Source organism: Saccharothrix sp. ALI-22-I, from assembly GCF_001984175.1.
Taxonomy (GTDB): domain Bacteria; phylum Actinomycetota; class Actinomycetes; order Mycobacteriales; family Pseudonocardiaceae; genus Actinosynnema.
The window spans coordinates 392,501-411,126 of sequence record NZ_MTQP01000065.1 but is presented as its reverse complement, the minus strand read 5'-3'; the positions used below and the strand labels follow the sequence as shown (position 1 = coordinate 411,126).

Below are 18,626 nucleotides of genomic sequence, written 5' to 3'. Positions count from 1 at the left end.
ACTCGACCCCGACGCCGAAACCGTCCTGCTCATCACCGGCGACGGCCTCAAAACCCTCGACGCCCTCGGCAACCGGGTCGGCCCGAAGGCCAACGTCCCACCCTCGGCAGACGCCGTGCTCAAGGCCCTCCAGGACTGAGCCGTTCGACCAGGCCGGGCCAACCGCCCGGCTCTGGTCGACCCGACCCGACCGACACCAGCCGGTGTCGGTCGGGTCGGCGGCCGGTCACCGCCCAGGTCCCGGCCACCGCCCAGATCACCGCTCAGGCCCTGGCCGCCGGGTCATAGCGCGATCCTGGAAGTACGCAGCCAGCCCGTTCGGGGGAAGGCCGCCAACTCGGGCATCACATGTGGTCCGACTTGTTCCGTGGCCACTCGCCAGGCGGTGAGCATCTGGGGCCACGGGCGTTTCGCCTTCTCCTGGTTGTAGCGCTCGGCGTGCCACTCCTCCGGGGGTATGGCCAGGTCGGCGTCGAACAGGGCGTCGGCGACCAGGCGGTAGGCGGTGTCGGCGTTGGGCACCTGTGCGATGCGGATGACGCCGATGGCCGTCGCCCTCGCGGTGATGCCCCGTTCGCCGCCGGGCAGGTCTTCGCACACGTAGTAGGTGAAGGCGGGCCGCAGTTCGTCGCGTGGCCACGGTTGGTCGGTGTAGCCGGGCTGCCACAGCGCCCACGCCACCGCCCTGTCGTCGCCTTTCCACGTCCAGCCGGTGTGCAGTCGGATCCAGACGTCGTTCTCCATCGCTCTCCCCTTGTCCGTTGTCGGATGGGCCACCCCTGCGGGCAACCCGTGGCCCGTCCGGGCCGGCCAGGACGGCGGTGTCGCCGTCCCGGTCAGTGCGCAGCACCAACGCGCCCTGGCTCGTCAAGGCGTCGACCAGCACCCCGCTGGGGTGGCCGTAGCGGTTGCCCGCGCCGACGCTCACCAAGGCGATCCGCGGTCGGACCGCCGCCAGGAACGTCGGCGACGAGTACCGCGAACCGTGGTGCGGCACCTTGAGCACGTCGGCCCGCAGGTCGACGTGCCCGCCGAGCAGATCCGCCTGCCCGGCCAACTCGATATCGCCGGTCAGCAGCACCCGCCCGGCCGCGGTCGAGGCGCGCAGCACCAGCGACGCGTCGTTGACCGCCGTGTTCGTCTCACCGTTCGTCTCACCGGCCGGGTCCGTGCGCGGCCCCAGCACGTCGAGGTCCAGCCCCGGCCAGCTCAGCCGCTGCCCCGCGCCCAGCTCCACCACGCGAACCCCTGCCGTCCGCGCCTGTGCTCGCACCTCCTTCCACGCCCACTCCGGCTGCCGCGACGGCCCCACGGCCACCGCACCCACGCCCCGATCCGCCAACACCGCGGCCAGCCCGCCCACGTGGTCGGCGTGCAGGTGGCTGAGCACCACCAGCGGTATGCGCCGCACGCCCAGCCGCCGCAGGCACGACAGCACCGGCACCGGGTCGGGACCGGTGTCGACCAGCACCGCCCGGTCCCGCTCGGCGGTGGCCAGGACCACCGCGTCGCCTTGCCCGACATCGCAGGCCACTACCGACCAGCCGGGCGCGGGCCAGCCGGGCGAGATGACCTTCAGCGGCACGACCACCACCACCGCGCCGATGACTGCCGCGACGAGCAGCGTCCGCAGCCTGCGGAGCCTGACGACCACGTAGCCGAGCACCAGGACCCCGGCCAGCAACGCCCCACCCGTCCAGCCCTCCGGCCACGCGACGGCCGCGCCCGGCACTGCGGCCGCGTGCCGTCCCACGGTGATCAGCCAGCCCGCCGCCGGACCGGCCACCTCCACCGCCAGCCGTGCCGTCGGGTCGTGCACCTGCGCCAGCACGGCGGCCAGCACGCCCAGCACGGTGGCCGGCGCCACCACGGGCGCCACCAGCAGGTTCGCCAGCACCGCGACCAGGCTCACCTGGCCGGAGATCCCGGCGACCAGTGGCGCGGTCGCCAGGTTCGCGGCCACCGGCACCGCCAACGCCTCGGCGAAACCGACCGGGACGCCGCGCTCCTTCATGGCAGCGGCCCACCTCGGCGCGAGCAGCACCAACGCCGCCGTCGCCACCACCGACAGCCCGAACCCCGGTTCGGTGGCCAACTCCGGGTCGTAGAGCACCAGGACCACCACGGCGGCCGCCAGCGCCGGCAACGCCGACCGCTCCCGACCCAGCACCAGCGCGAGCAACGCCACCGCACCCATCACGGCGGCCCGCAGCACGCTCGGCTCCGGCCCGGCCAGCACCACGAACCCGACCAGCGCGGCCATCGCACCCACCGCGCAGCCGCGCGGACCGACCCGGAGCAGCCTCAGCAGTAGCAGAACCGCACCACAGAGGATCGCCAAATTCGCGCCGCTGACAGCGAGAACGTGGGCGAGACCCGCCGTGCGGAACTCCTCCACCACCCTGGGAGACAGGCCCGAAGTGTCGCCGACGACCAGCGCGGGCAGCAGTCCGGCCGGTTCGGGGTCCAGGGCCGTGCTCGCATTGCGCAGTCCGGCACGCAGATCCTCGGCGACGCGTTGCCACACCGGCGCTTCCGTCACGTCCCTCGGAGGCCCGCGAACCCGCAGCACCGCGACGGTCAGCTCGCCACCCCGTGGTGGGGCGAGGGTGCCTCGGGCAGTGACCCGTTGGCCGGGCAGCAGCTCCCGCCAGCCGGCCGCCGGGGCCAGCACGGCGATCCGGCCGCCCTCGTCGAGGGTTGCGCGGACCAGCACCAGATCGACCCCGCCCGCCCGCGAACCGAAGCCACTGGTGCGCAGGCCGTGCGGCCGGTCGTCGAGTTCGAAGTGGACGGTGCCGGGCGTGCCGCGTTCGGCCGCTGCCCGCAGTGGGTGGTTGGCCGCCCCGTGGACCTGGGCGCCGATCCAGCACGCCGCCACCGGACCCGCGACGGCCACCGCCACCGCTGCCGGACGCCACGGGCGCAGTACCAGGCCACCGACGACCGCGGCGGCCAAGCCGACCGCGAGTGCGGCCCACCACGTCCAGAGCAGCCCGGCGATCGCGACGGCCCACACCGCCAACGCGGCCGGGACGAGGTGTGCTCGGGGACTCATGACCCCAACCACCGTGACCTGGACAGGCTGACGAGGTGTCGGCGGCCGCCGCGGGCGCCCCGGATCACGCGGCGGAGACGGACGAAGCGGCGGGCACGGCGTAGCAATCGCCGAATGCGATGGCGGCGGCCTTTGTAGTCGGTGTGCTCGCTGTAGAGGAGATGGAGTCGTGGTCGGCAGGGCAGCTCGGTGGGTGGGGCTACCAGGAGGTGGGCGGGGATTCCGGTTCGTTGGGACGGGACGGACGGCGGGCAGTGGTTCGGAGTGGACGATGCCCGGCACTGCGCCAGGTGCGGACAGACAGCGGCTTGCTCCGCAGGAGTGGCGGGGTTTTCGATGCGGCCTCGGGTCGGGTTGGCCGGCTGTGGACAGACATGGGTGGGATGCATGGTGGGTCTCCGGGTGGTGGCGTCGAAGGCGTTGAGGCGTTGAGGCGTGACCGGTCAGAGGCGGACCAGTTCGCGCAGCTTGGTCAGCTTCGCGTCGCCGATCCCCTCGATCTCGCCGAGCTGTTCGAGCGAGGTGAACGGACCGCGTTTCTGCCTTCGGTCGACGATTCGCTGCGCCGTCACCGGGCCCACGCCCGGCAGGGTGTCGAGTTGGTCCTTTGTCGCCGTGTTCAGGTCCAGCGGTTCGGCGGTCGCGCCGGCGGGTTGTGGTGCGGGGATGCCCACGGCGATCTGTTCGCCGTCGGCGACTTTGCGGGCGAGGTTGAGCGTGGTCAGATCGGCCCCGGGGTTGGCACCGCCCGCAGCTTGGAGCGCGTCCGCCACCCTGGCGCCGCTGGGCACGGTCACCAGGCCGGGACTGGGTACGAGGCCCACCACGTTGACGACCAGGTGTTCCTCGGTGCGGGTGACGGCGGCGGCCTCGGCCACCGGGAGGTCCGGTGGGGTCTCGGGCACCGGGCGTTGCCACCACAGGGCCAGCGCGGCCGCCAACGCCACGCCCGCCATCACGCCTGCCAACAGGATTCTGCGGCGGCGTGGGACGGCGGGCTCGGGCAGCCAGCGGTGCAACAGGCGGTGGAGGGGGCCGGGCGGATCGGAGCCGCCGTCCGCCGAGACGAAGACCAGCGTCTCGGCGTTAGACGCGCGGTGTCTGCCCCGCTCCTGGGAGACGAGGGCCTTCAGGCGGGCTGTCGTGGTTTCCGGGTTCCTGTCGAACATGCGCTCGACGTTAGGCCGGATGGATCAGTGGGTGCGGGAGGTTGTCGGCGATCTGTGGACAAGTCCGCCAGTGATGGATAAAGCGGGCTAGGACACCCCGCCGGGCAGGACCACCACGCCCAGCACACCGGGGCCCGTGTGGGCGCCGATCACCGCTCCGACCTCGGAAATCAGGCAGCCGGCCGAGCCGGGGACGCGTTCGTCCAGCAGGGTCGCGAGTTCCGCCGCGCGCTCCGGCGCGGCCAGGTGGTGGACAGCCAGACCGACCGGCCCGGAACCCGCCGCCGACGCCGCCAGGTCCACCAGACGGCCGATGGCCCGGCTCATCGTGCGCACCTTCTCCAGCGGCACGATCCGACCGTCGTCGACGTGCAGGAGCGGCTTCACCGCCAGCGCGGTACCCACCAGCGCGGCCGCGGCGCCGATACGGCCGCCCCGACGCAGGTGGTCGAGGGTTTCCACGCAGAAGAACATCTTGATGCGCGACGCGGCGGCAGCGGCGGCCGCCTCCGCGCACGCCCCATCACCATCGGCGGCGCACGCGGCCAGCGCGGCGAAGCCCAGCCCCATGCCCGTGGCCCGCGAGTCGACGACCCGAATCCGGGTCGGGTCGACCTCCTCCGCGGCCAGCCGGGCGGCCTCCCACGTGCCGGAGAGCTCACGGGACAGGTGCACCGACACGATCGCCTCGGCGCCCTCGGCCAACACCGACCGGTACACCTCGGCCAACTCCCCAGGCGTGGGCCGGGACGTGGTCACCCTGCGGTGCTCGCCCAACGCCGCCGCCAGCTCGGCCGGCCCGAAGTCGACACCGTCCAACCTGCTGCGACCGTCCACCGCCACGTGCAGCGGCACGACCCGGATGCCGTGCCGCTCAGCGAACCCCTCGGGCAGGTACGCCGTGGAGTCGGTGACGATCGTGGTGGACACGAGTGCCGAGACTACGGCTCCGCCTGGCCCGAGTGGCTGACCGCCACGGACCGGATCAGTTCCGCCATGGCGTTCCCGACCAGGTCGTGACCTTCCCAGCCCCAGTGCATACCGTCCGGGTTGCCACTCCGTGACCGAACGTGCTCGCCGACCAACGGCGGCATGTCCAAAAGCGGCACACCGGCACTACGAGCCCACCCGCGCAGCGCGCGCTCCGCCGCCGCACGTCCACTGTGCACACCGGCATAAGCCGGCGAACGGTGCACCGAAGGCGTCATCCCGACCACCCTGATCCCCGGCTCAAGAGCACGCACAGCGCGCACCGAGTCGTCCAGGTACCGCACGGTCAGGTGCGGCGGCAACGCCACCGGATACCCGCCGAGCAGCCGCGCCAGCACCGGTTGCGCCGCCCGGTACCCGGCACGCGCCCGGCGCCGCAGCCGGTCCGGCCGCAGGTAGCGCAGCCCCTGCCGCAGGAACGTCGGCAACGGCGACGGCAGCGTGTCCATGTGCCCCACTGCCAGCACCAACACGTCCGTGCGCGGCAACAGCGACCACACCCGCGGGTCCCCGGTCAACGCCCACCAGGCGTCCCGGGCCGTCCAGCCGAACCCCGCCGCCAGCTCCGCGTGCCCACCCAACGCCGACGCGGCGACGTTCGGCCACAACCCGGGGTGATCGGCGGGCAACGGCCCTTGCGGACCGTGGAACGTCAGCGAATCGCCGAGGACGAGCAGCCTCACCGGGTGGTTCCGGCGTTGTAAGACGACAGCCGCCACCGGCCGTCGCCGTGCGGCCGGCGGGTGAACACCGTCCAGTGGCAGTTGCCGATCCCGCCCAGCAGCGCCCACCGGTCGATCGGCAACTCCAGGAGCCGCCCGGTCAACGCGCTGATCAGGCCGCCGTGCGTGCACAGCATGACCGTCCCGGAGAACTCCGCGTCCACTTCGTCCACCACGGCCAGAGCGCGCTCGGCGACCTCCACGCGCTTCTCGCCGTCCGGCGGCGCGAGGGTGCCGTCGGCCCGCCAGCGGTCCAGCGCGCCCGGCCACTCCATCTCGATCTCGGCTGTCGTCAGCCCCTGCCACTTGCCCAGGTGCGTCTCGCGCAGCCGCTCGTCGATGCGCAACCCGACACCGGTCGCCTCGGTGAACACCGTCGCGGTGTCCTTGGCCCGGTGCAGGTCGGAGGCCACCACCAGCTCGGGTGCGAACCCGGCGAGCACCGGCACCGCGAACCGCGCCTGGTTCCACCCGGTCTCGGTCAACGCCGAGTCCAGGTGGCCCTGCATGCGGCCGGTCGCGTTGTAGTCGGTCTCACCGTGCCGCCACAGCACGAGCCGGTTCAGGGTCATGCCTCGGCGACCTCGTCGGCATCATCGGTCACCGGCCGGGCCTCGAACTCGATCTGCGGGCAGTCCTTCCACAGCCGCTCCAGTCCGTAGAAGCTGCGCTCCTCGGAGTGCTGGACGTGCACCACCACGTCCACGAAGTCCAGCAGGACCCAGCGCCCCTCGCGCGCGCCTTCACGGCGGACCGGCTTGCGGCCGGCCTCGCGCAACTTCTCTTCAACGTTGTCCACGATCGCGCCGACCTGCCGCTCGTTGGCGGCGGAGGCGATCACGAACACGTCGGTGATCACCAGTTGGTCGGACACGTCGAGCACGATCACGTCGTGCGCTTTCTTGTCGGCTGCCGCGTCAGCGGCGGCCAGCGCCAACCGTCGTGCCTCGTCGGTGGCTGCCACGTCACTCCTCATCACACCGGCGGACGCCTATACGCCCGCACGAGTCAATGAGGGTACCGGCGTCCCGGCTCAGTCCGGCATCGAGTAAAGCCCGCGCTTGGAGATGTACTGAACGACACCATCCGGCACGAGGTACCAGACCGGCAGTCCGGACGCCGTCCGGGCCCGCACGGCGGTGGACGAGATGGCCATCGCGGGCACCTCCACCAGCGACACCGCACCGGGCGGCAGGTGGGTGTCGTCCAGCTCGTAGCCCGGTCTGGTGACGCCGATGAAGTGCGCGAGGCCGAACACGTCGTCCGCCCGCCGCCACGACAGGATCTGCTCCAACGCGTCCGCGCCGGTGATGAAGAACAGGTCCGCGTTCCGGTGCGCCACCTTGAGGTCGGTGAGCGTGTCGATCGTGTACGTGGGCCCGGACCGGTCGATGTCGACCCGGCTGACCGAGAACCGCGGGTTGGACGCGGTGGCGATGACCGTCATCAGGTAGCGGTCCTCGGCGGCGCTGACCTCGCGTTCGCTCTTCTGCCAGGGCTGACCGGTCGGCACGAAGACGACTTCGTCCAGGTCGAACCGTGCCTGGACCTCGCTGGCCGCGACCAGGTGGCCGTGGTGCACCGGGTCGAAGGTGCCACCCATGACGCCGATCCGCCGGTTCGACATGGGAGGTGAGCCTAGTTCGGGTGGTGCGCGGGCGGCCGGTCGCTCCCCGAAAGGCCTCCCGCGCACTCGACTCCCGGCCGCGGCCCAAGGGGAGGGGGTCGCATCCGCGGATCACGCGACCCACCTCGAAACAGAGCCGCGCGACAGTGGAACGTGCCCCGCACGCCGCCATGACGCGATCGGCTGAACTTTTCGGCTAGGGCTGCGGCGCCAGTACGGTGCCGTCGGTCGATCGGACCAGGATGGCCTCCATCGGGCAGGACTCGGCCGCGTCGATGACCGCTTCGTCCTCCTCGACGGTCTCGTTGATCGGCGTGGACGTGCCGCCGTCGAGCCGGAAGTGGTCCGGCGCCATCGACGTGCACATGCCGCTGCCGATACAGGCGCCGCGGTCCAGCTCGATCGTCCACTTGCTCATGCGACTACCACCTCACGGACAGGGCCTGCGGACCACGGATCAGTCTGCCCTTCTTGAACGCGACGTCACCGTCCAATCGGAGCAACGGGAACCGCTTGAGCAGGGTGCCGATGGCGACCTGCAACTCCATCCGCGCCAGCGGTGCGCCGATGCAGTGGTGCGCGCCGTGGCCGAACATGATGTGCGGGTTGTGCTCGCGGTGGAAGTCCAGCTCGTTCGGGTTGTCGAACACCGACGGGTCGCGGTTGGCCACGACGTTGTTGACGAACACCGCCTCACCGGGCTTGATCGTCACGCCGGACAGCTCGACCTCCGCCGTCGCGATCCGGGGGAAGCCCGCGGAACCACCCAACGGAGTGATGCGCAGCAGCTCCTCGATCGCGGCGGGCACCAGCGACAGGTCGGCGCGCAGCTCGCCGAGCCGGTCGGGGTGGCGCAGCAGCTGGTAGACGAAGTTGCCGATCTGGTTCGCGGTGGTCTCGTGGCCCGCGACCAGCAGCGCCACCCCGAACGACACCAGCTCCTCGGTGCTCAGCCGGTCCTCGTTGTCGTGCGCCGCGACCAGCACGGACAGCATGTCGTCGGCCGGCTCGGCGCGCTTGCGCTCGGTCAGCTCGGCGATGTAGACGCGCAGCGACTGGTTGGCCGCGATGATCTCCTCGTGGGTGAACGCGGTGATCGCCACCGCCGCCTCCGACCAGGACCGGAACTTGTCCCGGTCCTCGAACGGCACGCCCAGCATCTCGCAGATGATCGTGATGGGCAGCGGCATGGCCAGCGCCTCGACCAGGTCGGCGGGCGCGCCCTGCCGCTCCATCTCGTCCAGCAGGCCGTCCACGATCTCCTGGGCGCGCTCGCGCAGCTGCTCGGTGCGCCGCGCGGTGAACGCCTTCGCGACCAGCCTGCGCAGCCGCGTGTGGTCCGGCGGGTCCATGCTCAGGATGTTCGTCTCGGTCGGCATGGTGGGCAGGGTGCGCGGCACGTCGGCGCCCGGCTCCATCACCGCCGCACGGCTGAACCTCGGGTCGGCGAGCACGGTCTTGACGTCCTCGTAGCGGGTGGCCAGCCAGGCGTCGCCGCCGTAGGGCAGCCGGACCCTGGCCACCGGCTCGTCGCGTTGCAGCTCCAGGTAGCCGGGGTGCAGTTCGAGGTTGTCGAGCTCGGTGAACGGGTAGGGCCTGATCTCCATCGGTACCCCCATGTAAGCAGTCGCTTACATCCGACAGTAGGCAGATCGCTACGGACCGTCAACCAGCTTCCGTGTGTTCCAGCAACACCGAGGCGGCCTTGGTGACCAGAGCCGCCACGTCGGCGCTGTCCGCGCCGGCGAGGGGCTGTTTGCCGAACACGGTCCGCAGCACACCGATGCCCACTATCCACGCCAGCACGAGGTCCGCGCGCAGCTGAGCGTCGTCCGAGTCCGTGAGGGACGCCAGAGCGCGCGCGTACTCCTCCCCCAGTTGCCGCCGCACGAGCTCGGCCGACGAGTCGTGGTGCGAGGACCGCAACACCGCGTACAGCGGGTGGTCCTCGCGCCTCGGCTTCTCCTCCAACATCCGCAGCAGCACGTTGCGCAACAGGTGCTCGGCGGGCGAGTCCTCCAGCAGCTCACGGCTCTGCGTGGCCAGCACGGTCGCGAACAGGGTGTCCTTGCTGCCGAAATAGCGGAACAACAGGGCCTGGTTCACGCCCGCCAGGTTCGCGATGTCCCGCACCGTGGTGCGGTCGAACCCGCGTTCACCGAACAGCTTCGTGGCGGCGTCCAGCAACGCCGCCTTGGTCGCGGCGGCGTCCCGGGGCCTGCTCACGATGTCGACCGGACGTGCCCCTCGCCCCAGACCACCCACTTGGACGAGGTCAGCTCGGACAGGCCCATCGGGCCGCGGGCGTGCAGCTTCTGGGTGGAGATGCCGATCTCCGCGCCCATGCCGAACTCGCCGCCGTCGGTGAACGCGGTGGACGCGTTGACCATGACCGCCGCCGCGTCGACCCGCGTGGTGAACCGGCGGGCCGCGGCCAGGTCGCTGGTCACGATCGCCTCGGTGTGGCCGGAGCCGTGCTCGGCGATGTGCTCGATGGCCTCGTCGATCGAGCCGACCACGCGGGCGGCGATGTCCAGGGACTGGTACTCGGTGTCCCAGTCCTCGTCGGTCGCGGTCTGCACCCTGGGGTCGCTCGCGAACCGGTCGTCGCCGTGGACGGTGACGTTCTGCGCGATGAGGGCGTCGGTGATGCGGGGCACGAACTCGTCCGCGATGGACGCGTGCACCAGCAGCGATTCGGCCGCGTTGCACACGCTGACGCGGCGGGTCTTGGAGTTGAGCACGATGCGCTGCGCCATGTCGAGGTCGGCACTCGCGTCCACGTACACGTGCACGTTGCCCACGCCGGTCTCGATGGTCGGCACGGTGGCCTGCTGCACGACGGCGTTGATCAGACCGGCGCCGCCGCGCGGGATCACCAGGTCGACCAGGCCGCGCGCGGTGATCAGGTGGGTGACCGAGGCGCGGTCGTGGCACGGCAGCAGCTGCACGGAGTCGGCGGGCAGACCTGTGGTCTCCAGCGCGTCGCGCAGGATCGCGACCAGCGCGGTGTTCGAGTGCTCGGCGGTGGACGAACCGCGCAGCAGTGCCGCGTTGCCGGACTTCAACGCCAGGCCGGCCGCGTCCACGGTGACGTTCGGGCGGGCCTCGTAGACCATGCCGACCACGCCCATCGGGACGCGGACCTGCTTGAGCTCCAGACCGTTGGGCAGGATCGAGCCGCGCAGCACCTCGCCGATCGGGTCCGGGAGGCCGGCCACCGTCTCCAGGCCCTGGGCCACGCCCTCGATGCGCGCCTCGGTCAGCGCGAGGCGGTCCAGCAGGCCCTGGGTGAGCCCGGCGGCCTTGCCCGCTTCGAGATCCTTGGCGTTGGCCTCCAGCACCTCGGTGGCGCGGGTGCGCAGTGCGGCGGCCATCTCGTGCAGTGCGGCGTCCTTGCTGTCACGGGTGGCGAGGACGAGCTCGTTGGCGGCGACACGGGCGCGCCTGGCTGCGGCGTGCACCTGTTCGCGCAGGTCATCAGTCACGTCCTCCAGCCTACGGTCACCCGGTCGTGGCTGTCTTGGAGGTTCTCACTGGGCTGGACGCCGCTGAGCAGCGGTATCGATCGAGTGATCGCGGGTGGCGGTGGTGCGGGACCGGGCCTCGGATTGTCGGGGGCACCTGTCATGGTGTGACGCGAGGTCGCCCCGGACGACCGACTTTCCCGGCGACCGAGCCGTCCGAGCGAGCGAGGACAATCCGACAATGGACGACAGCGCACTCCGCGAACTGGCCGAGGAACGGCTGAGGGCTTTGGCGGGCCCACAGGCCGTGCTGCGGGACGACCAGTGGACGGCCATCCACGCGCTGGTGTCCGGGCGGCGGCGGGCGCTGGTGGTGCAGCGGACCGGGTGGGGCAAGTCCGCCGTGTACTTCATCGCCACGGCGTTGCTGCGGTCCCTGGGCGAGGGGCCGACGGTGATCGTGTCGCCGTTGCTGGCGTTGATGCGCAACCAGGTCGACGCCGCCGCGCGGGCGGGCGTGCACGCGGCGACGATCAACTCGGCCAACACCGACCAGTGGCAGGACGTGCAGGACCGGGTGGCGTCCGGTGCGGTCGACGTGCTGCTGGTGTCGCCGGAGCGGCTGAACAACCCCGACTTCCGGGACACCGTGCTGCCGTCGTTGACCGCGTCGGCGGGGCTGCTGGTGGTGGACGAGGCGCACTGCATCTCCGACTGGGGCCACGACTTCCGGCCGGACTACCGGCGGCTGCGGACGTTGCTGACCGAGCTGCCGGCCGGGGTGCCGGTGCTCGCCACCACGGCCACGGCCAACGACCGGGTGGTGCGGGACGTGGCCGACCAGCTCGGGCTGGGCGCCGGCACGGACACGCTGGTGCTGCGCGGGCCGCTGGACCGGGAGAGCCTGCGGCTGTCGGCGGTGCGGCTGCCCACCGCCGAGGCCAGGCTGGGGTGGCTGGCCGAACGGTTGGAGCAGCTGCCCGGCTCGGGGATCATCTACACCCTGACGGTGGCCTCGGCGGACGACGTGGCGGCGTTCCTGCGTGAACGCGGGTACGAGGTGACGGCGTACTCCGGGCGCACCGACCCGGCGGAACGCCAGCGCGCCGAGGAAGACCTGCTGGCGAACCGGGTCAAAGCCCTGGTGGCCACGTCGGCGCTGGGCATGGGGTTCGACAAGCCGGACCTGGGGTTCGTGGTGCACCTGGGCGCGCCGCCCTCCCCCATCGCCTACTACCAGCAGATCGGCCGCGCGGGTCGTGGGGTGGAGCGGGCCGAGGTGCTGTTGCTGCCCGGCCCGGAGGACAAGGACATCTGGGCCTACTTCGCATCGCTGGCGTTCCCACCGGAACGGGTGGTGCGGCAGGTGCTCGACGTGTTGCCACCGGACCGGGCGATGTCGACGGCCGCGTTGGAGCCGATGGTGGAGTTGTCGCGCACCCGGCTGGAAGTGGTGCTGAAGGTGCTCGACGTGGACGGCGCCGTGCGGCGGGTGCGCGGCGGCTGGGTGTCGACGGGACAGCCGTGGTCCTACGACGCCGAGCGGTACGAGCGGATCGAGGCGGCGCGGCAGGTGGAGCGGCAGGCGGTGCTGGACTACCTGGCGACCGACGGCTGCCGGATGGAGTTCCTGTTGCGGCAGTTGGACGACCCGCACGCGGCGCCGTGCGGGCGGTGCGACAACTGCACGGGGCAGCGGCCCTCGGCGGAGGTGTCGGACACGGCGGCGTCGGCGGCGCGGGAACGGCTGCTGCGGCCCGGTGTCGAGGTGGAGCCGCGCAAGCTGTGGCCGACCGGGATGGCGGCGGCCGGGGTGTCGTTGTCCGGGAAGATCCCGCCGGGCGAGAGCGCGGCGACGGGGCGGGCGTTGGGGCGGTTGACCGATATCGGCTGGGGCAACCGGTTGCGGTCGCTGTTCGGGGCGGAGGACCAGGAGATCCCGGAGGACGTGTTCGCCGCGTGCGTGAAGGTGCTGTCCGCGTGGGGTTGGGCGGAACGGCCGGTCGGTGTGGTGACGGTCGGGTCGCGGACCAGGCCGGCGCTGGTGGGCAGCTTCGGGCAGCGGATCTCGGCGGTCGGGCGGCTGCCGCTGCTCGGGCAGGTGTGGCTGGGCGAGGCCACGCACCGGGCGAACAGCGCGCAGCGGTTGGCCGGGTTGGTGAGGGAGTCCGGCGTGCCCGATCTGTCCACTGTGGATGGTCCGGTGTTGTTGGTGGACGACCGGATCGACACGGGGTGGACGATGACGGTGGCCGCCCGGCTGCTGCGGCGGGCCGGGGCGTCGGCCGTGCTGCCGTTCGCGTTGGCGGTGACGGCTTGAGACCGACGACATGGGGCTGACGACGTGAGACTGACGACGGAACGGTTGGTGCTGCGGCCTTTCACGACGGCCGACGCGCGGACGTTCGCCGCGTACCGGTCGGACCCGGACGTGGCGCGGTACCAGGGGTGGGACGCGCCGTTCTCCTTGGCACAGGCAGAGGAGTTCGTCCAGGAGGTCGGCGCGGCGGACCCGACCGCGCCGGGGTGGTACCAGTTCGCGGTCGAGACAGGCGGGGTGCTCGTCGGCGACGTCGGGGTCGGCCTGCACGAGAACCTGATGCAGGCGGACATCGGGTACACGCTGGCGACCGCGTACCAGGGGCGCGGGTACGCGACCGAGGCCGTAGGACGGGTGCTGGCGCACCTGTTCGAGGAGCGCGGGTTGCACCGGGTGGCCGCCGAGTGCGACGCCCGCAACGAACGATCGGCGCGACTGTTGACCAGGCTCGGTTTCCGACAGGAGGGACACCGGGTGCGGAGCACGTGGACGAAGGGAGAGTGGACGGACGACCTGCTGTTCGGCCTGCTCGGCACCGAGTGGCGGGCCGCAGCTGACGACGGGGTGTGAGCGCAACGGGGTTCGGTGAAGGACCTACCGACTTCTACGGCTTTGTGGTTGTGTCCCACCCATGGCTGCCGTGGAGATCGGGACCCCGCACCGCCTGCCCGTCCGCAAGCTCGTCGCGGCGAGTATCGGCAACGCCATCGAGTGGTACGACTGGACCATCTATGCGACGTTCAGCATCTACTTCGCCACCCAGGTCTTCCCCAAGGACAACCCGAGACTCGCACTGATCAACACGCTCGCGGCTTACGCGATCGCGTTCTTCTTCCGACCGCTGGGCGGGTACCTGCTCGGCCGGTTCGCCGACCTGCGCGGGCGGCGGACGGCGATGCTGTTGACCATCGTCCTGATGGCCGGCGGTTCGGTCGCCATCGGAGTGCTCCCGACCTACGCGCAGGTCGGGTGGCTGGCGCCGATCCTGCTGCTGCTCGCCCGCGTCGCGCAGGGCCTGTCGCTGGGCGGTGAGGTGTCCAACGCCTCGGCGTACCTGGCGGAGATTGCGCCGCCGGAGCGCCGGGGGCGGTACTCGGCGTTCTTCTACATCTCCACCGGCGCCGCGGTGCTGGTGGCGTCGCTGCTCGGGTTCACGCTGGCCCGCACGCTCGACACCGCGCAGCTGTCGTCCTACGGCTGGCGCATCCCGTTCCTGGTCGGCGGTGTGCTGGGGCTGGTGGGCCTGTGGTTGCGGCGCAGCCTGGAGGAGACCGAGCAGTTCGAGCACAACAAGGTCAAGGCGCAGCAGCTCAAGAACCCGCTGATGACGACCCTGCGTGAGCACCCGAAGGCGGTCGGGCGGCTCGTCGGCTTCACCATGCTGTCGACGCTGTGCTACTACACGTTCTTCAGCGCGCTGACCCCGTTCGCGGTGTCCAAGCGCGGCGCGGACGCGGTGGACGTGTTCCTCGCCCTGTCGATCGCCACGGTCCTGTTCATCGCCCTGCAGTACCCGATGGGCGCGCTGTCGGACCGGTTCGGCCGCAAACCGCAGCTGCTCGCCTGGTCGGCCGCGACAGCGCTGCTCGTGGTGCCGCTGTCCACGCTGATCGGGCCGGGCGTGGGCAACCTGCTCGTGGTGTTCTGCGTCGGCCTCGGCCTCTACACGGCCATGACGTCCATCGCGCCCGCCGTGATGAGCGAGCTGTTCCCGACCGAGCTGCGCGCCCTGGGCATCGGCTCCTGGTACAACCTGACCGTGGCGCTGTTCGGCGGCACCGCACCGCTGGTGATCCAGGCGTTGCCGGGCACCACGTTCTTCCTCTACGTCGCGATCGGCGCCGTCATCGCGTTCTTCGTGATCCTCACGATGCCCGAGACCAAGGGCAGCGAACTGCGTTAAGGCCGCAATGGCACCAAGTCGTCGGCGTGCACGACCTCTCGGCGCTGCTCCGCCGGGAGGTCGTGGCTGGACCGGCCGATCAGCGCGGGCAGCTCGGCGGCGTCGAAACCGACCACGCCGCGCGCCACCACGTGCCCGGACAGGTCCACCAGCTCCACCACGTCACCGGCCTCGAACGCGCCCTCGACACCGGTGATGCCGGCCGCCAGCAGCGACCGCCGTCGGCCCACGACCGCGGCCACCGCGCCGTCGTCCAGCCTCAGCCTGCCGGTCGCGCCGGCCGCGTACCCGAGCCAGAAGCGACGCGCGGACAGCCGGGACCCGGTCACCGCGAACGCCGTGCCGACGTCCGCCGAGCTCAACGCCCGCATCGCGTCCGCCGCGCCGGCCAGCAACACCGGGATGCCCGCCGACGCCGCCAGCCGTGCCGCGGCCAGCTTGGACGCCATACCACCGGTGCCCAGCCCGGACGCGCCGACCGAACCCGCCCGCACACCGTCCACATCGGACGCGCCGGCCACCTCGGTGATGCGCTGCGCGCCCGGCTGACGGGGATCGCCGTCGTACAGCGCGTCCACGTCGGAGAGCAGGAACAACGCGTCCGCGCCCACCAGGTGCGCTACCAGGGCGGCCAGCCGGTCGTTGTCGCCGAACCGGATCTCCTCGGTGGCGACCGTGTCGTTCTCGTTCACCACCGGCACCGCGCCCAGCGCGAGCAGCCGGGAGAACGTGCGCTGCGCGTTGCGGTAGTGCGAACGCCGCACCACGTCGTCCGCGGTCAGCAGCACCTGCCCGACGGTCAGCGAGTACCGCCCGAACGAGTTGGCGTAGGCGTGCGCCAACGCCAACTGCCCGACGCTCGCCGCCGCCTGCTGCGTGGCCAGGTCACGGGGCCGCTTCAGCACGCCCAACGGCGCGAGTCCGGCCGCGATCGCGCCCGACGACACCAGCACCACCTGGCTGCCCGCCGCACACCGCGCCGCGACCGCGTCCACCAGCGCGTCCAGCCGCGACGGGTCCAGCCCGCCCGCGGCGGTGGTCAGCGACGAGGACCCGACCTTCACCACGACCCGGGACGCCGCGGACACCGCCTGCCGGGCCTGCGACGCCGCCACCGAACCGATCACTCGTCGTCGTCCTCTTCGAACTCGTCGTACGTGCCGGGGATGCGGCGGGCCTTCTTGGCCGCCAGGCGGTCGGACGCGCCCACCCGGTTGTTGGCCTCCAGCCGCGCGTCCGTGCCGCGGCCGGTCAGGGTCATCGCGATACCCGCGGGCGTCGTCGGCTCCCAGTCGAACACCAGCTCACCGATGGTGACCTGGCAGCCCGGCTCGGCACCCATCTTGACCAGCTTGTCCTCGACGCCGAGGCGGTTGAGCCGGTCGGCCAGGTAGCCGACGGCCTCGTCGTTGTTGAAGTCGGTCTGCCGGATCCACCGCTCGGGCCGCTCGCCCCGCACGATGAAGCCGCCCTCCGTCTCCGGGTCCTCCACCACGGTGAAGCCCTGGTCGTCCAGGGCCTTGGGCCGCAGCACGATCCGGGTCGACTCCTGCTTCGGCCGCGACGCCCGGTACTCCTCCACCACGCGTGCCAGCGCGAACGTCAGCTCCCGCAGGCCCTCGCGGCTGGCCGTGGACACCTCGAACACCGGCAGCCCGCGGGCCTCGATGTCCGGGCGCACGATCTCCGCCAGGTCCTTCGCCTCCGGGATGTCGATCTTGTTCAGCACCACCACGCGGGGCCGTTCGGCCAGGTCGTCGGCCAGGGAGGGGGTGTACTTCGCCAGCTCCTCCTCCAGCGCGTCGATGTCCGACAGCGGGTCGCGGCCCGGCTCGTAGGTCGCGCAGTCCACCACGTGCACCAGCACCGCGCACCGCTCGATGTGCCGCAGGAAGTCCAGGCCCAGGCCCTTGCCCTCGGCCGCGCCGGGGATCAGACCGGGCACGTCGGCCATGGTGAAGACGGTCTCGCCGCCGGTGATCACACCCAGGTTCGGCACCAGCGTGGTGAACGGGTAGTCGGCGATCTTCGGCTTGGCCGCGGACAGCACCGAGATCAGCGACGACTTGCCCGCCGACGGGAAGCCCAGCAGGCCGACGTCCGCGACGGACTTCAGCTCCAGCACCAGGTCCTGCGCCTCGCCCGGTTCACCCAGCAGGGCGAAACCGGGGGCCTTGCGCGCCTTGGACGCCAGCGAGGCGTTGCCGAGACCGCCGCGGCCGCCCTGGGCCGCGATCAGCCGGGTGCCCTCGCCGACGAGGTCGGCGACCATCTCACCCTCGGGGGTGAGGACCACGGTGCCGTCGGGCACGCGCAGTTCGAGGTCCGCGCCGTTCGCGCCGTCGCGGTTACCACCCTGACCGCCCTTGCCGCTGCCCGCGGCGGCGTTGGGGCGGAAGTGGAAGTCGAGCAGCGTGTGGACCTGCGAGTCGACGACCAGCACGACGTCGCCGCCCTTGCCACCGTTGCCGCCGTCGGGACCACCCAGCGGCTTGAACTTCTCGCGATGCACGGAGGCGACCCCGTTGCCCCCGTCACCTGCGGCGACGTGGATGACGACCCGGTCGACGAAGCGGGACACGGGGATTTCCTTTCCCAAGAAGCAACGAGGGGCGAGAGCCGGAATGCACCGGTCCCGCCCCTCGTCGGAGGTCGTTCCGTCTTACGCCCGAGGCGCTTAAGCAGCTACCTCGACCGGGACGATGTTCACGGTCTTGCGACCGCGCTTCGAGCCGAACTCGACCGCGCCGGGCGCCAACGCGAACAGCGTGTCGTCCTTGCCGCGACCGACGTTGACGCCGGGGTGGAACTTGGTGCCGCGCTGGCGGATCAGGATCTCGCCGGCCTTGACGACCTGACCGCCGAACCGCTTCACCCCGAGGTACTGGGCGTTCGAGTCACGGCCGTTGCGGGAGCTGGATGCGCCCTTTTTGTGTGCCATGGCTAGTCAGATCCTCACTTACCGGTGATGCCGGTGACCTCGACGCGGGTCAACTTCTGGCGGTGACCCTGGCGCTTGTGGTATCCGGTCTTGTTCTTGAACTTGTGGATGCGGATCTTGGGGCCCTTGGTCTGCTCGACGACCTTGCCGGTCACCGAGATCTTCGCCAGGGCGTCCGCCGCGGAGGTGACGTCTTCGCCGTCCACGACGAGGAGCGGCGCCGCGAAGGTGATCTCGGTGTCCGGCTCGCCTTCGAGCTTCTCGACCTCGATGACGTCGCCGACAGCCACCTTGTACTGCTTGCCGCCGGTCTTGACGATCGCGTACATCGGGACGGAAGTCTCCTGCTACTCGACGGGACGGGATCGCGCGCGCCTCGGCTCCGCTGAAACTAGCGAGCTGGGCTTCACGCGACAGGGCCCACCGGAC

At 71.5% G+C, this 18,626-nt stretch carries 17 protein-coding genes and 2 pseudogenes; 4 read left to right on the top strand and 15 right to left on the bottom strand.

Going from position 1 to position 18,626, the window contains the following annotated elements; all coding sequences use genetic code 11:
- Window positions 1–139 (top strand): annotated as a pseudogene (locus tag ALI22I_RS49670) (threonine synthase); the annotation flags it as partial.
- A 630-nt stretch (window positions 140–769) separates the two neighbouring features.
- Here ALI22I_RS49670 and ALI22I_RS28670 read toward each other — a convergent pair.
- From ALI22I_RS28670 to ALI22I_RS28620, 11 genes and pseudogenes are all read right to left on the bottom strand, one after another.
- Window positions 770–3,058, bottom strand: a pseudogene (locus ALI22I_RS28670) (DNA internalization-related competence protein ComEC/Rec2); the annotation flags it as partial.
- Window positions 3,059–3,501: 443 nt separating this feature from the next.
- Window positions 3,502–4,227 carry a ComEA family DNA-binding protein gene (locus ALI22I_RS28665; protein ID WP_083752075.1) on the bottom strand — a complete coding sequence of 242 codons (726 nt, stop codon included), beginning with the start codon at window positions 4,225–4,227 and terminating at the stop codon, window positions 3,502–3,504.
- 87 nt (window positions 4,228–4,314) lie between these two features.
- Window positions 4,315–5,157, bottom strand: coding sequence for a DegV family protein (locus tag ALI22I_RS28660; protein ID WP_077008636.1), 843 nt, complete (start codon window positions 5,155–5,157; stop codon window positions 4,315–4,317).
- A gap of 11 nt (window positions 5,158–5,168) precedes the next feature.
- Window positions 5,169–5,900, bottom strand: a complete 732-nt coding sequence (gene octT, locus ALI22I_RS28655; RefSeq protein ID WP_238598614.1) for a diglucosylglycerate octanoyltransferase — start codon at window positions 5,898–5,900, stop codon at window positions 5,169–5,171.
- Window positions 5,897–6,511: a histidine phosphatase family protein gene (locus ALI22I_RS28650; RefSeq protein WP_077008634.1), complete on the bottom strand. Its 615-nt coding sequence runs from the start codon at window positions 6,509–6,511 to the stop codon at window positions 5,897–5,899. The genes octT and ALI22I_RS28650 overlap by 4 nt, the downstream gene beginning before the upstream one ends.
- The gene (gene rsfS / locus ALI22I_RS28645) at window positions 6,508–6,903 is read right to left on the bottom strand and encodes a ribosome silencing factor (RefSeq protein WP_077008633.1); all 396 of its coding nucleotides are present in this window, start codon (window positions 6,901–6,903) and stop codon (window positions 6,508–6,510) included. Before rsfS ends, ALI22I_RS28650 begins: the two co-directional genes overlap by 4 nt.
- A 69-nt stretch (window positions 6,904–6,972) precedes the next feature.
- Window positions 6,973–7,566 carry a nicotinate-nucleotide adenylyltransferase gene (gene nadD / locus ALI22I_RS28640; protein ID WP_077008632.1) on the bottom strand — a complete coding sequence of 198 codons (594 nt, stop codon included), beginning with the start codon at window positions 7,564–7,566 and terminating at the stop codon, window positions 6,973–6,975.
- Between the two features lie 196 nt (window positions 7,567–7,762).
- Window positions 7,763–7,984, bottom strand: a complete 222-nt coding sequence (locus tag ALI22I_RS28635) for a ferredoxin (RefSeq protein ID WP_077008631.1) — start codon at window positions 7,982–7,984, stop codon at window positions 7,763–7,765.
- Between the two features lie 4 nt (window positions 7,985–7,988).
- Window positions 7,989–9,173 carry a cytochrome P450 gene (locus ALI22I_RS28630; protein WP_077008630.1) on the bottom strand — a complete coding sequence of 395 codons (1,185 nt, stop codon included), beginning with the start codon at window positions 9,171–9,173 and terminating at the stop codon, window positions 7,989–7,991.
- 58 nt (window positions 9,174–9,231) lie between these two features.
- The gene (locus tag ALI22I_RS28625; RefSeq protein ID WP_238598613.1) at window positions 9,232–9,792 is read right to left on the bottom strand and encodes a TetR/AcrR family transcriptional regulator; all 561 of its coding nucleotides are present in this window, start codon (window positions 9,790–9,792) and stop codon (window positions 9,232–9,234) included.
- Entirely contained in the window at window positions 9,789–11,054 is a 1,266-nt protein-coding gene (locus ALI22I_RS28620) for a glutamate-5-semialdehyde dehydrogenase (protein ID WP_083752074.1), read from the bottom strand. The genes ALI22I_RS28625 and ALI22I_RS28620 overlap by 4 nt, the downstream gene beginning before the upstream one ends.
- Before the next feature lie 220 nt (window positions 11,055–11,274).
- On the opposite strand from ALI22I_RS28620, the gene ALI22I_RS28615 reads away from it, so the two are divergent.
- The 3 genes from ALI22I_RS28615 (at window position 11,275) to ALI22I_RS28605 (ending at window position 15,256) form a co-directional block, all read left to right on the top strand.
- A complete protein-coding gene (locus tag ALI22I_RS28615) occupies window positions 11,275–13,353 on the top strand; it encodes a RecQ family ATP-dependent DNA helicase (protein WP_077008628.1) in 2,079 nt (692 codons plus the stop codon).
- A 24-nt stretch (window positions 13,354–13,377) separates the two neighbouring features.
- Window positions 13,378–13,923, top strand: coding sequence for a GNAT family N-acetyltransferase (locus ALI22I_RS28610; protein WP_077008627.1), 546 nt, complete (start codon window positions 13,378–13,380; stop codon window positions 13,921–13,923).
- Between the two features lie 61 nt (window positions 13,924–13,984).
- Window positions 13,985–15,256, top strand: a complete 1,272-nt coding sequence (locus tag ALI22I_RS28605; RefSeq protein WP_077008626.1) for an MFS transporter — start codon at window positions 13,985–13,987, stop codon at window positions 15,254–15,256.
- On the opposite strand, the gene proB is transcribed toward ALI22I_RS28605, so the two are convergent.
- The 4 genes from proB to rplU form a co-directional block, all read right to left on the bottom strand.
- Entirely contained in the window at window positions 15,253–16,383 is a 1,131-nt protein-coding gene (gene proB, locus ALI22I_RS28600; RefSeq protein WP_179118391.1) for a glutamate 5-kinase, read from the bottom strand. The two genes, ALI22I_RS28605 and proB, sit on opposite strands and share 4 nt — an antisense overlap.
- Window positions 16,380–17,837 carry a GTPase ObgE gene (obgE, locus tag ALI22I_RS28595; protein ID WP_077008625.1) on the bottom strand — a complete coding sequence of 486 codons (1,458 nt, stop codon included), beginning with the start codon at window positions 17,835–17,837 and terminating at the stop codon, window positions 16,380–16,382. The genes proB and obgE overlap by 4 nt, the downstream gene beginning before the upstream one ends.
- Window positions 17,838–17,933: 96 nt before the next feature.
- Complete coding sequence (gene rpmA, locus ALI22I_RS28590) at window positions 17,934–18,197, bottom strand: 50S ribosomal protein L27 (RefSeq protein WP_077008624.1); 264 nt, start codon at window positions 18,195–18,197, stop codon at window positions 17,934–17,936.
- A 14-nt stretch (window positions 18,198–18,211) separates the two neighbouring features.
- Complete coding sequence (rplU, locus tag ALI22I_RS28585; protein ID WP_077008623.1) at window positions 18,212–18,526, bottom strand: 50S ribosomal protein L21; 315 nt, start codon at window positions 18,524–18,526, stop codon at window positions 18,212–18,214.
- Window positions 18,527–18,626: the final 100 nt, after the last annotated feature.

Bases quoted from the DNA above. Each gene is read 5' to 3' on its own strand.
- rplU (WP_077008623.1), bottom strand. From the start codon at position 18,526: ATGTACGCGATCGTCAAGACCGGCGGCAAGCAGTACAAGGTGGCTGTC.
- rpmA (WP_077008624.1), bottom strand. From the start codon at position 18,197: ATGGCACACAAAAAGGGCGCATCCAGCTCCCGCAACGGCCGTGACTCG.
- ALI22I_RS28650 (WP_077008634.1), bottom strand. From the start codon at position 6,511: ATGACCCTGAACCGGCTCGTGCTGTGGCGGCACGGTGAGACCGACTAC.
- ALI22I_RS28665 (WP_083752075.1), bottom strand. From the start codon at position 4,227: ATGTTCGACAGGAACCCGGAAACCACGACAGCCCGCCTGAAGGCCCTC.
- ALI22I_RS28615 (WP_077008628.1), top strand. From the start codon at position 11,275: ATGGACGACAGCGCACTCCGCGAACTGGCCGAGGAACGGCTGAGGGCT.
- ALI22I_RS28605 (WP_077008626.1), top strand. From the start codon at position 13,985: ATGGCTGCCGTGGAGATCGGGACCCCGCACCGCCTGCCCGTCCGCAAG.
- nadD (WP_077008632.1), bottom strand. From the start codon at position 7,566: ATGTCGAACCGGCGGATCGGCGTCATGGGTGGCACCTTCGACCCGGTG.
- ALI22I_RS28630 (WP_077008630.1), bottom strand. From the start codon at position 9,173: ATGGAGATCAGGCCCTACCCGTTCACCGAGCTCGACAACCTCGAACTG.
- ALI22I_RS28635 (WP_077008631.1), bottom strand. From the start codon at position 7,984: ATGAGCAAGTGGACGATCGAGCTGGACCGCGGCGCCTGTATCGGCAGC.